The sequence below is a fragment of the Lentibacillus kapialis genome (assembly GCF_014646635.1).
GTDB classification, from domain to species: Bacteria; Bacillota; Bacilli; order Bacillales; family Amphibacillaceae; genus Lentibacillus; species Lentibacillus kapialis.
Map to the genome: position 1 here is coordinate 42,903 of NZ_BMNQ01000009.1, position 13,614 is coordinate 56,516.

12 protein-coding genes and 1 riboswitch are annotated in these 13,614 nt (G+C 41.4%); of the genes, 2 read left to right on the top strand and 10 right to left on the bottom strand.

Annotated features, from left to right (window positions below; all coding sequences use genetic code 11):
• Positions 1-252: 252 nt before the first annotated feature.
• From IEW67_RS05625 to IEW67_RS05640, 4 genes are all read right to left on the bottom strand, one after another.
• Positions 253-1,056: a VLRF1 family aeRF1-type release factor gene (locus IEW67_RS05625; protein WP_188632089.1), complete on the bottom strand. Its 804-nt coding sequence runs from the start codon at positions 1,054-1,056 to the stop codon at positions 253-255.
• 78 nt (positions 1,057-1,134) lie between these two features.
• Positions 1,135-1,449: a DMT family transporter gene (locus tag IEW67_RS05630; protein WP_188632090.1), complete on the bottom strand. Its 315-nt coding sequence runs from the start codon at positions 1,447-1,449 to the stop codon at positions 1,135-1,137.
• Positions 1,446-1,784, bottom strand: coding sequence for a DMT family transporter (locus IEW67_RS05635; RefSeq protein ID WP_373288492.1), 339 nt, complete (start codon positions 1,782-1,784; stop codon positions 1,446-1,448). The genes IEW67_RS05630 and IEW67_RS05635 overlap by 4 nt, the downstream gene beginning before the upstream one ends.
• 335 nt (positions 1,785-2,119) lie before the next feature.
• Positions 2,120-2,212: riboswitch (guanidine-I (ykkC/yxkD leader) on the bottom strand.
• Positions 2,213-2,285: 73 nt separating this feature from the next.
• Positions 2,286-3,509, bottom strand: coding sequence for a hemolysin family protein (locus tag IEW67_RS05640; protein WP_188632092.1), 1,224 nt, complete (start codon positions 3,507-3,509; stop codon positions 2,286-2,288).
• 96 nt (positions 3,510-3,605) lie between these two features.
• Between IEW67_RS05640 and IEW67_RS05645 the strand changes: the two genes are divergently transcribed.
• Positions 3,606-4,190 carry a YitT family protein gene (locus IEW67_RS05645; RefSeq protein ID WP_229671681.1) on the top strand — a complete coding sequence of 195 codons (585 nt, stop codon included), beginning with the start codon at positions 3,606-3,608 and terminating at the stop codon, positions 4,188-4,190.
• Positions 4,191-4,241: 51 nt separating this feature from the next.
• Here the strand turns inward: IEW67_RS05645 and IEW67_RS05650 are convergent, their stop codons facing one another.
• From IEW67_RS05650 to aceA, 3 genes are all read right to left on the bottom strand, one after another.
• Complete coding sequence (locus tag IEW67_RS05650; RefSeq protein WP_188632115.1) at positions 4,242-5,741, bottom strand: BCCT family transporter; 1,500 nt, start codon at positions 5,739-5,741, stop codon at positions 4,242-4,244.
• 867 nt (positions 5,742-6,608) lie between these two features.
• Positions 6,609-7,877 carry a C40 family peptidase gene (locus IEW67_RS05655; RefSeq protein WP_188632094.1) on the bottom strand — a complete coding sequence of 423 codons (1,269 nt, stop codon included), beginning with the start codon at positions 7,875-7,877 and terminating at the stop codon, positions 6,609-6,611.
• A 383-nt stretch (positions 7,878-8,260) separates the two neighbouring features.
• Complete coding sequence (gene aceA / locus IEW67_RS05660) at positions 8,261-9,541, bottom strand: isocitrate lyase (RefSeq protein ID WP_188632095.1); 1,281 nt, start codon at positions 9,539-9,541, stop codon at positions 8,261-8,263.
• A gap of 375 nt (positions 9,542-9,916) precedes the next feature.
• On the opposite strand from aceA, the gene IEW67_RS05665 reads away from it, so the two are divergent.
• Positions 9,917-10,936, top strand: coding sequence for an aromatic acid exporter family protein (locus IEW67_RS05665; protein WP_188632096.1), 1,020 nt, complete (start codon positions 9,917-9,919; stop codon positions 10,934-10,936).
• 164 nt (positions 10,937-11,100) lie between these two features.
• Here the strand turns inward: IEW67_RS05665 and IEW67_RS05670 are convergent, their stop codons facing one another.
• The 3 genes from IEW67_RS05670 to liaF are packed head-to-tail and all read right to left on the bottom strand — an operon-like array spanning position 11,101 to position 13,494.
• Positions 11,101-11,730, bottom strand: coding sequence for a response regulator (locus IEW67_RS05670; protein ID WP_188632097.1), 630 nt, complete (start codon positions 11,728-11,730; stop codon positions 11,101-11,103).
• Positions 11,723-12,766: a sensor histidine kinase gene (locus tag IEW67_RS05675; RefSeq protein ID WP_188632098.1), complete on the bottom strand. Its 1,044-nt coding sequence runs from the start codon at positions 12,764-12,766 to the stop codon at positions 11,723-11,725. Before IEW67_RS05675 ends, IEW67_RS05670 begins: the two co-directional genes overlap by 8 nt.
• A complete protein-coding gene (gene liaF / locus IEW67_RS05680; protein WP_188632099.1) occupies positions 12,763-13,494 on the bottom strand; it encodes a cell wall-active antibiotics response protein LiaF in 732 nt (243 codons plus the stop codon). Before liaF ends, IEW67_RS05675 begins: the two co-directional genes overlap by 4 nt.
• Positions 13,495-13,614 lie beyond the last annotated feature (120 nt).

Here is a 13,614-nt window from a genome sequence, read left to right on the forward strand (position 1 = left end):
TCTTACTATTATGAAAATACGAATACGTTATTTAATACGCAAGCCCTTTAACAAGTAATTGCTCATTCCGCAAATTAGATGATGACTATCTAATTTGCCTTTTGCCGTGTTATTCCCGGGATGAGGAGATCATCATTATAACGTTACAAGAAAAAATAAATAGCGTACTAAATTTTATGTGATTTAGCACGCTATATACGATCTGATTTATATTATCACCACCATGTGTGAACTACTTTTTCCTTCTGAAGTTCAGCCGAAAATTTCTTCCAGCACCTTTGATTCTTCCTGATCCAGCAAATTTTTCTGAATCAATTCTGTGACCGGTTTGTTCAATTCATGTTCCAGTTCGGAAGCATCATCCGGTTCACCGACAACATATAGATTCTCCCATTCCCGGTCTTTGGCTTTCTTATCAAGTTTTGGAGCAATGTTTTTGTACCAGCGTTGTTTATTTGCTTCATAACGAGCATTGACTTTATCCTGCTGGGAACTTTTGCCCCCGGACCCCATTGAAGCCTGTGCCTTATGTGGACCTGTAAACTGACGCCATTTTTCGGTATCAATATCAAGCTCATAATATTCAGTATCCAGGATTTCATTCAAGTCTGCTTCAATCAATTTGATTTCATTCTTTTGTACAAGAATGATACCTGATTTCGGATAGGATTCAAGAAGTTCCTTTAATTGCTCAAGCTTTGGCTCCTTTTCCCAGAAAAACTCAGTTCTCACAGGAACCTGGAATCGGTCTGCAAACCATACCTCTTCATCGGCAGACGCAAATAGTATAATACCTTTGCGGAATTGCTGTTCATTGCCATGAACAAATTTTTCGACTTTTTGCTTAACAAGTTGATAGTTTTTCAGCTCTTCTTTGTTATTATCTTCTTCTAAATAACTTTCAAAATTCCTGAGACCGTTTTTAAGATGTATTTTCCACTCCCCCGCTTGCTGTTCGGGATCAGATGGGTCTGTATTTAAATACATGGTCAGCACCTTATTGTCCTGCTCTTTCTTTACATTTTCCAGGTGTTTAATCCGTTGGCGCATATTCATTGGATATTGGCACTCCCTTAATCATTATTCACCATTTCTTAATTAAGGTTTATCCGTATATCCAGTTTGCCAAACATATCACGTTATCAGTTTCAGACCTACAGCCGCTGCAATAATCATGCTGACGAATACAATCCGCTTTCCATCTGTTGACTCATTATAAAAAATCATCCCGGCGATTGCACTCCCGGCCGTACCAATTCCGGTCCAAATAGCATATGCTGTCCCCATTGGCAGATCTTCCATAGCCAACGTTAAAAAGACGAAACTAATTACAAAACCGCCTGCCAGCCATGTAAAGGCAAGAAAAGATTTATCCTGATTCACTTTATTAATCCCTGTCACACCCACTACTTCCCCAAAACCTGCTATCAGTAAATATATCCAGCTCATGCCCTGTGCTCACCTGCCTCTTTATCTGTTACTAATTTCAGCCCGACCACGCCGCCAAGCAATACTAAAATAAGAATAATTTTAATCAATCTAAACGGCTCACCGAACACCGCCATTTCAAGGATGACGGTTCCTGTCGTTCCCATGCCGGCAAATACGGCATATGCTGTTCCAACCGGGAGCTTTTGGGAAGCAAGCACAAGTAAATGCATGCTTAGATAAATGGCAACCGCTGTCAGGACCCATGTCAAAATACTGTCCGCATGTTTCAGTCCAACGACCCAGCCGATTTCGAACAATCCTGCCAAAAATAAAATATTCCAGCTTTTATTCACATTTATCACCTCATAACTCGGGTCTGCCATTATTAGAAAACTTGGCTTATCGCCAAGCTTTAATGGCGAAAGCCTTAGTTGCACTTATGCAGTAAGAAATAATTTATACTTTCTTAACTGCTTAGAAAAACTCGGCATTCGCCTCGCCTTATAGCGAATGCCGAAGCGTTTCTTATAAGGTCATCCATCATTTATACTTTCTGACGTTATTAGAAAAATACAGCATTTACTTCACCTTATAGCAGATATCGAATCTTGAACCTTTCCTTCAAGGACATCCATAATGGTTCCGACATTTTAACAAAAAGCCCGGGAAGATATCCGGCATTCAGATATCCTCCCGGGCTTTTTCCCCGCCGTGTACACATTCCGTGCGTTTTCTCTTGGACCAGGCCAGCTTCCACTGCGGAACCCTAGAAAACCTTTTATATGGTGACAGTATATACAAACTATTATGTTTCAGTCAATTTTTTCGGTAGCACTATAGCAGACGGAATCTCATCATTTATTAATCTGAACTTTCCTGATCATTCTCCCTTCTATTTCCAGTACTTTAAACGTCAGCTGATTTCGCTCGATAACGTCTCCTTTTTCGGGAAAAGCATTAAATTCTTTAAACAAATATCCCGCAAGTACATCCTCTTCTTCCGGAATATCCGTATCAAAAAGTGAATTAAGCCTGTAAAGCGTGATTTTTCCGTCACAGATCATCTCATTTTCCGTAAGTTTTTCAACGATTGTCTCACTCTCAGGGTCCATTTCATCTGCTATTTCCAATCCTATCATTGCTTCAATAGCGTCCTCATGTGTCAGGATTCCTTCAGTGCCCCCGTATTCATCAAGAACAATAGCCATATGCTTTTTTTCTTTTGTCATTTTTCGAAAAACCCATTCAATCGACTGAAATTCAAATACAATCAAGGGATCGGTGTAACTGAATTCATGTAATGATTTTTCCGGCTCGATTGACCAGGAAATCAAATACTTGGAGTGGAAAACGGCAACAATGTCATCTATGTCTTCATGATAGACCGGATAGCGTGTAAACGGGTTTTGAATGACAACATTTCGCACCTCTTCAAATGAAGCACTTGATGGTAATGCTGTTATATCAACCCGTGGTGTTTTTAAAACATCCTTGACATCCAGATTGTAAAAATCAAGGACACCTTTGATGCGATTGGATTCCGCCTCATTGAAGGTCCCCTCCGAGTCAGCAATTTCAACCATGCTGCGAAGTTCTGCTTTGGACACTGAAGCATCAGCAGTTGGCTGCCCCCTTGCAAGTATGCGGGTGATAGCGTCTGTCAGCCAATTAAGCACGATAGTTACCGGCTTGAATACCACAACGAAAAAACGGATGATTGGTGAGATGAGCATAGAAATCCGATTGGGAAATGCGGCTGCCACCGATTTCGGAATAACTTCGGAAAAGATAATGATGATAACAGTTAACATGGCAGATGCCAGCCCGACACTAAAGCCGTATTGTATCGCAAGCGCTGTTACAAGTGTCGGAAGCAGTATGTTTGCGATATTATTGCCAATTAAAATAGTTGTGATAAACTCACTTGGTCTGGAAACTAAATCCAGAAGTTTTTGTGCCGATTTATCATCACTGTCGGCTTTTGTTTGCAGTTTCATCTTATTGGTAGCAGTTAATGCCGTTTCACTTCCTGAAAAGAAAAATGAAACAAACAGTAATATGATAATTGCAATGATCACAACAATTTTCCCCTTTCAAAGCATTCCCATGGATAAATTGGACGGGTTACACATATTGTGTTATAAGCATAATCTTCAGGACAAGTTAAATGGTGTGTGATATGTTTGCTAAAAAAAATAGTGACCGTCCTGATCGGGAGTATATTCATCGCCATTGGTGTGAACTATTTTATCATACCAAATCATCTCGTCGACGGCGGTATCATTGGTTTGGGTCTGATTGCTAAATACACCCTCGGTCTGAAACCGGGTTTAACGATTATTCTCGTCAGTCTGCCCCTGTACATTTATGCTTGGTTTGAGTTCCGCTCTTATTTTTACAACGGCGTGCATGGTGTATTAGTTTCATCATTTTTCATTGATTATTTTCACTCATTGACAGCTTTGCATACACCTCCCATTCTGATAAGTTCTATCACCGGCGGATTTTTGCTTGGTGCCGGAATAGGCATGATGCTGCTGACAAAAGCAAGTGCCGGGGGTGTCGATCTCTTGGCATTAATACTTGCCAAAGTCATTTCGCTCAATGTAGGAATCATTATTTTGATTTTTGACAGTGTCGTGGTCTTATTTGGCTGGCTGATTATTCAAGAGTCAACACTTATTTATTCCGGCTTAATGGTCGGAATGGTTGGTTTAACGACTTTCTGCATCACCACAACATTTTCACCGCAACATTAAAAATCAGCGGGGAGGGGGATACAAGACCCGCTGATTAAAACTTCTATCTCTCTATTCATCCTTTTTGGGCACTGGTTCTTTTTTTACCATTCGGACAAACGCCACAACAATTAGCAGTAAAATAACGGTAAATGGCAGTGCGGATGTAAGCGATGCGGTCTGCAGCGCATTTAAACCACCGGCAAATAACAGCACCACAGCAATGGCTGTAATAAGCACGCCCCAAATAATTTTCACCGCCAGAGCCGGATTCAGGCTCCCCTTTGACGTCATGCTTCCCAGGATATAAGTGGCTGAATCCGCTGACGTTACCAAAAACGTAAAAATCAGGAATATAGCCAACAGAGATAAAATGTTTGTCATTGGCAAATCACCGAACGTCTGAAAGAGTGCAACCGTCATGTCTGCGTTTACCGCTTCAGCAATTTGAGTTCCGTTGAATAAATCGCTATAAATAGCCGTTCCGCCAAACGCAGCAATCCACAGACAGGCAATGACCGGCGGTACTACCAGGACACCAAATACGAATTCGCGGATTGTTCTGCCTCTTGAAACCCGGGCGACGAAGGCACCTACAAATGGTGACCAGGCTGTGGACCATGCCCAATAGAATACAGTCCATTCAGTCACCCATGTCTCACCCGAATAAGGTGTTAATCGCAAACTGTATTGAACAAAATTGGTTAAGTAATCACCTAAGCCTAAAACGAAGGTATCCAAAATAAATACGGTCGGCCCCGCCAGAAAAACAAACACGAGTAGAAGCAGACATAAGCCAAGATTCAAATTGCTCAACCATTTAATACCCCTGTTCAATCCTGTGCTTGATGAAAGCAAGTAAGTCACCAGCATAACGCCCGCAATAACCATTTGGATCCATATGGAATTCGGCAGGCCGAAAACACTTTTCAAACCGCCATTCATCTGGGAAATTCCCAAACCAAGTGATGTTGCCACCCCCATGACCGTTGCAATGACAGCAAGAGTATCAACCGTGCCGCCTAAAGCTCTGTTTTTCCCAACAACAGGGGAGATGGCTGTTGAAATTAAACCTTTCTTCTCCTTTTTGAATTGCAAAAATGCAATTATCAAACCGACAACAGCAAAAACTGACCATTGACTGACACCCCAATGAAAAAAAGCGTAACCCATTGCAACCCGTGCGCCTTCTTCTGTCTGTGCCTCTATGTCTGAAAAAGGGGTTTCAAAAAAGTGACTCATCGGTTCTGCGACACCCCAGAATACCAGACCTGCTCCAAACCCTGCTGAAAAAAGCATACCAATCCATGTGAAGAATGGATATTCAGGTCGGGACCCCCTTGGACCAAGCCGTAATTTTCCGTACTTAGTAATTGACAACACCACTAAGAACAGGACAAAGATGAACACTGCCAACAGATAAAACCAGCCGAAGTTAAAGGTGGTAAAATTGAACAATGTAGTGGCTACTGCTTTAAATGTGCCGGTAAAAATCGCTCCTGTTAAAACCAATAAAGAAACAATAATAGCTGACACGAAAAATACCGGGTTTTTGTATGTATGCTTCTCCATAACAATTCCTTTCTTTTCACAGATGCAGATAGTGAATGTTAATGATTGCACAAAAACAACACCCGACAACAGTGATTAAGATGATTTTGATGTAAAAAAGGACAGTGCTTTTAACTATCCGTTATAAGGTATCGTTTCAATTGTACAGTTTTTGATGGTGTTTTTCTAACTATATTGATGCTATCTTTTGCAATTCAGTCCTTTTTTACTACTTCCAGACAGAAACCTTGGTTTTATTTATTCGGAGTTAGAAAACTTGCCTTTTCGCCAAGCTCTAGTGACGAAAGCCTTTGTTGCACTTATGCAGTAAGCAAGAATTTATACTTTCTTAACTGCCAACCGATATCGCATCCCGCTTTCAACTCCAATCTTATCCAATTCTTCACATTGTAAAATTTTTCTTGTGATACTGTTAGATTTAAGATTTAAAAAAACATCGTGCTTCCCTGTTATTGATATACTTACCGATCAGTAAGCTATGGTCAACTAAAGCCCGCCGATGAGCTGTTTTCGTTTTCAAACCAAAATCCTTTATTAAATTTCGTGAATGACCATATTAGCAAGTTTGGGTGTCATTTTGACTAGAAAAGAGCGAACAAATTGTGAACTTGAGCCGAAAATTTGTGAACTTGAGCGGAAATTGTGTGAACTTGAGCCGGAATTATGTGAACTTAAGCGAAAATCATGTGAACTTGAGCCAATCCAATAGCACTGCATCTTGAACGAAAACCAAAATTTTAGAAAAACTCGGCATTCACCTCGTCTTATAGCGAATGCCGAAGCTTTTCTTATAAGGTCATTCATAATTTATACTTTCTGACGTTACAAAAAAGACCTACCTGAAAAGATAGGTCTTGACGTATGTCGTTATTGAATACGGCGGACATGACCGGCAAATTTGTTTTTCCAATAGCCGCTTGTCATATCAGCTACTGCTACCCCGGTGCTATTCTGCGCACCAAGAAATTTGCCGTTTCCAAGATAAATGCCAACATGGCCGTTTGTTTTATATGTGTTGAAGAATACAAGATCCCCCGGCTGTGCACTGCTGTAGGAAATCTTTGAACCGACACCTTGCATAGCTGCTGTGCTGGATGGAATAGAGACACCGGCCTGTCCATATGCCCACGACACAAACCCGGAACAATCAAAGCCTCCTGGACCTCTACCGGCTGTCACATATGGTGTCCCCGTCTGTGAATATCCCGCTTGTATGGCTGAGCTATAGCTGCCGCTTCCGGAACTGACTGTTTTGCCCAGCTGCTTAATATCACCATCATCATTATCAGAAGATGACGACGAACCGGATGCATGGTTTAATTTAACTGGAGGGTGGGCTGCAGTTGCATTTGAACCATCGCCGGAGTGATTAGATTTGGAATCATCAGGATCGTTGTTGCTGTGCTGCTGGTTAATCTCTTGTTCGATGGAACCGAGACTGGCGTCTTTATCTTCCAGATCAGCTTTCATTCCTTTTAAATGTTTTTCTTTCTTTTTCAATTGTTTCCTATCTTGTTCATTTTGCTTTTTTTGAGCTATGATCGTTTGTTTCATGCCTTCTAATTCTATCTTCATATCCTTGAGTTCGGACAACTTTTCCTGTTTGACATCTTTTTTCTTCTGTAATTCGGATTTATCTTCTTCCTGCTGCCTCATCAATTTTTCATCAGAGTCAGCAATCTTGGAGACGGCAGACACGCGGCTGATCATATCACCAAAACTTTTAGAGCCAAAGACAACTTCAAGATAACTGATATCGCCTCCATTTTTTTGCAGTGATACTATCCGTTCTTTCAAAATCGCCTTGCGTTCCTCTACCTTTTTCTCTATATTTGTGATTTCTTTTTCTATTTTTTCTGCTTCATCCTTGGTTTTTGTAATGTTTTGCTTGGTATCGTTCATTTTCCGTTCATTTTTATCCAATGCGTCATTCACGGAATTAACTTTCTCATTCAAGTCTCCCATTTCTAACATAACATCTGCAACTTTAGACTCGGCTTCTGATAGATTTTCCCGGACATCTGAGCGCTCTTCCTTTACACCCTGCAATGTTTCAGCATGCACCGTATCACTCACAAAGACACTTCCAAATAACACCACACCGGCAGTAACTGCTGTTCCGATTGCTTTTTTCACGTTACATTTCCCCCACTTTCAGAGCCGCAAACAGTCTGTTTATGTATCATTCCGTGAAGTGCATCATTGCGGTAATCTATTTTTTGATTATGTATTCCTAATATCTTTAGGTAATTCGAATTATATCAACAAATCGTAACATGCACATTATCAATAGATTACAATTATATTTCAATCGGAAGGAAACGGTATGAATGTCTATATGACACTGTTCCATGCAAAAAGGGCACAAAAATCCCGGCTGTACAGTTGTTTCTCCCGGCTTAAGCCGACAATAATATTCTGATTTTCATTACAAAATATTACAAATTGTATGCAGCTCGTACTACAGAAAAGACCCATCTTTTATATAAAGATGGATCTTTAGTGGACTTATAACTTCTTTACCTGACAAATTGTTCTGTCTCTGTTGACCCCTTTAAAGCCCCGGTTGATGACGTGCCTCCCGAAATCACCTGTGCAACATCATCAAAATAACCTGTTCCGACTTCCCGCTGATGACGTGTTGCACTATACCCATATTTCTCGCTGGTAAATTCCTTCTGCTGCAATTCAGAATAGGCAGCCATACCCGAATCTTTATACTTCCTTGCCAGATCAAACATGCTGTGGTTGAGGGCATGGAATCCGGCCAACGTTACAAATTGGAATTTATAGCCCATTTTGCCGAGTTCATACTGGAAATTGGCGATTTCTTCATTTGACAGCTTACTTTGCCAATTAAACGAAGGCGAACAATTATAGGCAAGCAACTTATTCGGATATTTCTCATGGATGGCGTCGGCAAAACGCTCTGCCTCATGCAAGTTTGGTTCAGATGTTTCACACCAGATCATGTCAGCATATGGCGCATATGCCAGACCCCGGGCAATTGCTTGATCAATGCCTGCATTCGTACGGAAGAATCCTTCTGTCGTCCGATCATCTTTTATAAACGGCTCATCATATGGATCAAGATCACTCGTGATCATATCTGCAGCATTCGCATCGGTCCGGGCGATAATAAGTGTTGGTGTTCCCATGACATCTGCCGCAAGCCGTGCCGAAACCAGATTCCTCACGGCGGTCTGTGTGGGCAATAACACTTTTCCACCAAGGTGACCGCATTTCTTTTCTGATGAGAGCTGATCTTCAAAGTGAACGGCAGACGCACCGGATTCAATCATAGACTTCATTAATTCAAAGACGTTCAATTGACCGCCAAAACCAGCTTCAGCATCAGCGACTATGGGTGCAAACCAATCAATGGAATCGTCACCTTCTGCATGATGAATTTGATCAGCCCGCTGTAATGCCTGATTAATCCGCTTAACCACATTCGGAACACTGTTGGCCGGGTACAAGCTCTGATCCGGGTACATATGACCGGCTAAATTCGCATCCGCTGCAACCTGCCAGCCACTTAAATAAATTGCCTGTAATCCGGCCTTTACCTGTTGCACTGCTTGATTCCCTGTTAGTGCTCCGAGCGCATTCACATAGTCTTTGTTGCTCACAAGCCTCCATAATTTTTCCGCACCTCTTTTAGCAAGTGTATGCTCAATATCGATTGATCCTTTCAGACGGTCAACATCTTCAGCTGTATACGGGCGTTCAACCCCGACCCACCGCAAATCATTTTTCCATTCATTCCTGATATTTTCGATTCGATCATTTTGACCCATCAACCGTGTCCCCCTTTATTTTTCCCATGTTATTTATACCTATATGAAATACCATTGTTATAAAACAAAATTGTTTATAAAGTTTTGTTATATAACACAATAGACAAAAAATTACTCCTCTCTTTTTGATAAACAATAATCACATTCCAATGTATAGCTATGCTTATCAACCTGTTCACCACATTCCGGACAAATTGGACTTCTCACGTTACACCCTCCCTCCTTTTATATAACAGTTTATATATTATTTAATTGTTATAATACAGTTTATGGGTTTAAATTTAAAAATGCAACCCTTTTTTTAAAAAAAGTTGCAATCAAGTTGTTTTATTGGAAGAATAGGATACTGATAGAAATTATCTGGAGATGAAATTGATGAAGCATTTTAAATTGGCAGGAAGCCGTGTTGTCAAAACGGGTATTTCCATTTTTATTACTGCCTGGATTTGTGTTCTATTAAATTGGCCGCCTGTTTTCGCCGTTATTACAGCAATCGTAACCATTGAGCCTACAGTGTCTGATTCCATCAAAAAAGGAATCGTGCGCTTTCCGGCCTCCGCTATTGGATCGGCATATGCAGTACTCTTCATATCATTATTCGGCGATTCGCCGCTTACTTACGCATTGGCTGCTGTTTTTACAATCGCAACTTGTTTCCGATTAAAATTGCACGCCGGGCTCCTTGTTGCCACATTAACCGCCGTTGCAATGATTGAAGTAATTCATACCAATGTACTTATGTCATTTTTTATTAGACTGGGCACCACTACCACAGGTCTTGTTGTTTCAACAGTGGTCAATATGTTTATGATGCCGCCGGAATACACGAATGAGATTGCCAAGAAACTGGAATCGATTGCTTTCAGAACAGGTATCGCCGTTGAAAAAGTCATTCAGGATCTACTTGATAACCAACATCAAGTCGTTGTTGTTGAACAGGACTTAGCTGAACAGCTAGATAAAATGATCCATCAGACGGAACAGCTTATCCGGTTTCAAAAAGAAGAAGCCAAATTCCATCCGCTCGCGGGAAGTGAACAGACACATTTTCAACAGGAGCAGGAGCAACTCGTCAGACTGCGCTTAATTCATTATCATTTAGGTAATCTGATCTATTCATCTTTTAATGCAGTTGAATGGCCCGATGAAAAACGTACAGCTATCATGAATGCTGTCACGGAGATGGCCCAATCGCTAAAACATCCGGATGCATACGAGCGCAGTAAACACCGTGAGCAGTTCACACGGTTGACGAATATATTCTGGGATGACAACAGGGCGATCGCCGAAAAAAAAGAAAAGCAGCCGGCAAATCTGCCGCCTGAACTGACAATTTTATATGAACTTTTATCCATTTATAATCTGGTAGAAAGATATTTCGAAAAGCCACAATAACATGTGGCTTTTTTAGAATATAAAACGCCCTCGGGAACATGTTTCAGCTTTCCCGCCCATGTTTCGACTCTCGGGAACATGTTTCGGCTTTCCCGCCCATACTAACGTCACATTACATTATCGAAAATGGCTTCGTCCGACACCAGCGCATTTGTTTGTGAAGATCAGACCAAATTATGCTCAAACGCATAGATAACAGCCTGTGTCCGGTCGTGTACCTCTAACTTTTCCAGGATATTGCTAATGTGAACTTTAACTGTTTTTAATGCGATGAATAATTCATCTGCTATCCCCTGGTTTGACTTTCCCTGCGCAACAAGCAGCAATATTTCCATCTCCCTGTCTGTTAACTGATTATGCAGATTAGCTTCAGGCTTTTCCCGCATCCGGTTCATAATCTTGCTGGTTACTTCTGGTTCCAGAATCGACTGACCCTCATATGTCTTCCTGATCGCTTTTGCAATCTCACTTGCTTTAGAAGTTTTCAACATATAGCTTACTGCACCTGCTTCAAGGGCCGGATAAACCTTCTCATCATCCAGGAAACTTGTCACAACGATAATTTTAGCTTCAGGCCATTGTTCGATAATCTGCTTCGTGGCTTCAATGCCATCCATCTCTTTCATAACCAAATCCATCAAGATAATGTCAGGTCTTAGTTCAAGAGCGAGCCGAACTGCTTCTCCCCCATCATCGGCTTCAGCTGACACATTGATGTCAGGTTGAGCAGATAAATAAGCTGATACGCCTATACGTACCATCTCATGGTCATCCGCAAATAATACGTCAATCACTATTTTCACCCTCTTTTCTCAAGGCAGGCACTTGGATTTCCATCCGTGTACCTTCATTTGGAAGACTGACGACTTTAAATGTGCCGCCAATTTCAGAAGCCCGCTCACGCATATTTTGCAACCCGTATGAGCTTGTTTTTACATTTTCGATATCAAATCCGACGCCGTCGTCAACGATGCGCAATATAATCGTTTCATCACGGCTGATCAGCATCACATTCAAGGACGATGCCTTGGCGTGGCGGAATGTATTTGAAACAGATTCTTGCAGTATCCTGAATAATTGGTCTTCCACACCCTTATCAATCGTAAATTCTTCCAGTTTTGATTCAATTTCCATCGGGACTTTTTGGGTAAGCTCTGCCAGTAGCTCCTTGGTCCCCTCCTGCAACGATTTTCCTTTTAATGCAACTGGTCTTAAATGAAGGAGCAACGCCCGCATTTCAAGCTGCGACTGGTGTATCATTTTTTCAACCATCTGCAGCTGTTTATTGATAGATGAATTTTCAGGTGAATTGGATTCGTTTATGGCCGACATCATCATGGATGCGGCAAATAGCTGTTGGCTGACCGAATCATGCAGTTCTCTTGCCAAGCGATTCCTTTCCTGGACAACGATCTCCTGCAGACTTTGTTCCCGTTCTTTTGCTCTTTCAGTCGCCAACCGCTGAGCATTTTCAGTCTGCACACGTATTTTTTCCTGTATTTGCTCCATACGCTGCCGGATCTTTTCCAGTTCTTTGTATGGTTCACCATCAGCAGTCAATTTTTGGCCTTTTGCCATTTCATCTAAATGTCTTGAAACGCTTTGGATCCGCTGCCGCCAATACCAACCGGTAGTTATGCCGATAACTGCCCCGGCAACAACCGGTATACTGAGAACCAATACAAAAAACGGAATATCATACAGTGTTTTTTCTAATAACAGTGCCCAGTCGTTAAGCGGAAATGCAGCAAAGGTTATACCGATCATCACGAATGTTATTAACAAGCTGAATAATATCGCAGTGAAGACGTGGCGTAAGATGGGACTCATATCCGCTTCACCTCGATATCTCCGGAAAGCAGCGAGGTTACAATTTTCACCCGGGACAATGTTGTATCATATTTCTCTGTCTGATATAAGAGCGACTGATTCATCAGCTTTAAATGGTCTTCTCCCAAAATATGAGCTCGCCCGAATACTGAACTGTGATGAACGTTTATTTCCACTTCGTACGGCACGTAAATGATAATATTGCCGACCATATGGCGTACCGAAATAACAACTGTATCGTTTGGAAGAACCGTATTGCTCAAATCAATTATCCGATCGCCAAATGCACCATGGATATTGATATCCCGCCACTGATAGGACATTTCCGAAGTATGTTGGTCTCCAAACACTTTATGATCGAATAGTGGCTTTAACTGGATAATCGGATCCGTACTCACAACATCATCACGGGGTAGTTTAGGCTGAAGACGTTGTGCTTCCTGTTTGGACTTCGAATAGTTGATAAGAAATAAAACAATCGCCGCTAAAATTAAAAAGCGGACAGCCAGCATATTCAGTATCGCAAATATAAGCCCGATAACTCCTAACCAGAATAATACTTTACCCCATAGCTGACTAAAATTTTTCCAGCCAACATATACGAAAGCCGCTGAAAACAGTGCTGAAACGATCATTCCGCCATGAAAAAAAGCTACTTCTATAACAAAGAGAATCACTCCAACAATTAATATCCAGTTAAATGTATCTGTCGACAAGCGCTGAAACATGAAGTGATCCCCTTTCATTATTTTTTCGTATAAACCGCCGGTAGATGTCCGATTCTGTTCAACTAACATTCTGTGGGGAAAAGCACCCCACTGAATGAAGTTTCACTTTTCCACGCTCTA

What these genes read in the sequence shown, in the direction of transcription:
- IEW67_RS05630 (WP_188632090.1), bottom strand. Translation starts at nt 1,449, where the DNA reads ATGAGCTGGATATATTTACTGATAGCAGGTTTTGGGGAAGTAGTGGGT.
- IEW67_RS05650 (WP_188632115.1), bottom strand. Translation starts at nt 5,741, where the DNA reads ATGGAGAAGCATACATACAAAAACCCGGTATTTTTCGTGTCAGCTATT.
- liaF (WP_188632099.1), bottom strand. Translation starts at nt 13,494, where the DNA reads ATGTTTCAGCGCTTGTCGACAGATACATTTAACTGGATATTAATTGTT.
- aceA (WP_188632095.1), bottom strand. Translation starts at nt 9,541, where the DNA reads ATGGGTCAAAATGATCGAATCGAAAATATCAGGAATGAATGGAAAAAT.
- IEW67_RS05665 (WP_188632096.1), top strand. Translation starts at nt 9,917, where the DNA reads ATGAAGCATTTTAAATTGGCAGGAAGCCGTGTTGTCAAAACGGGTATT.
- IEW67_RS05675 (WP_188632098.1), bottom strand. Translation starts at nt 12,766, where the DNA reads ATGAGTCCCATCTTACGCCACGTCTTCACTGCGATATTATTCAGCTTG.
- IEW67_RS05625 (WP_188632089.1), bottom strand. Translation starts at nt 1,056, where the DNA reads ATGAATATGCGCCAACGGATTAAACACCTGGAAAATGTAAAGAAAGAG.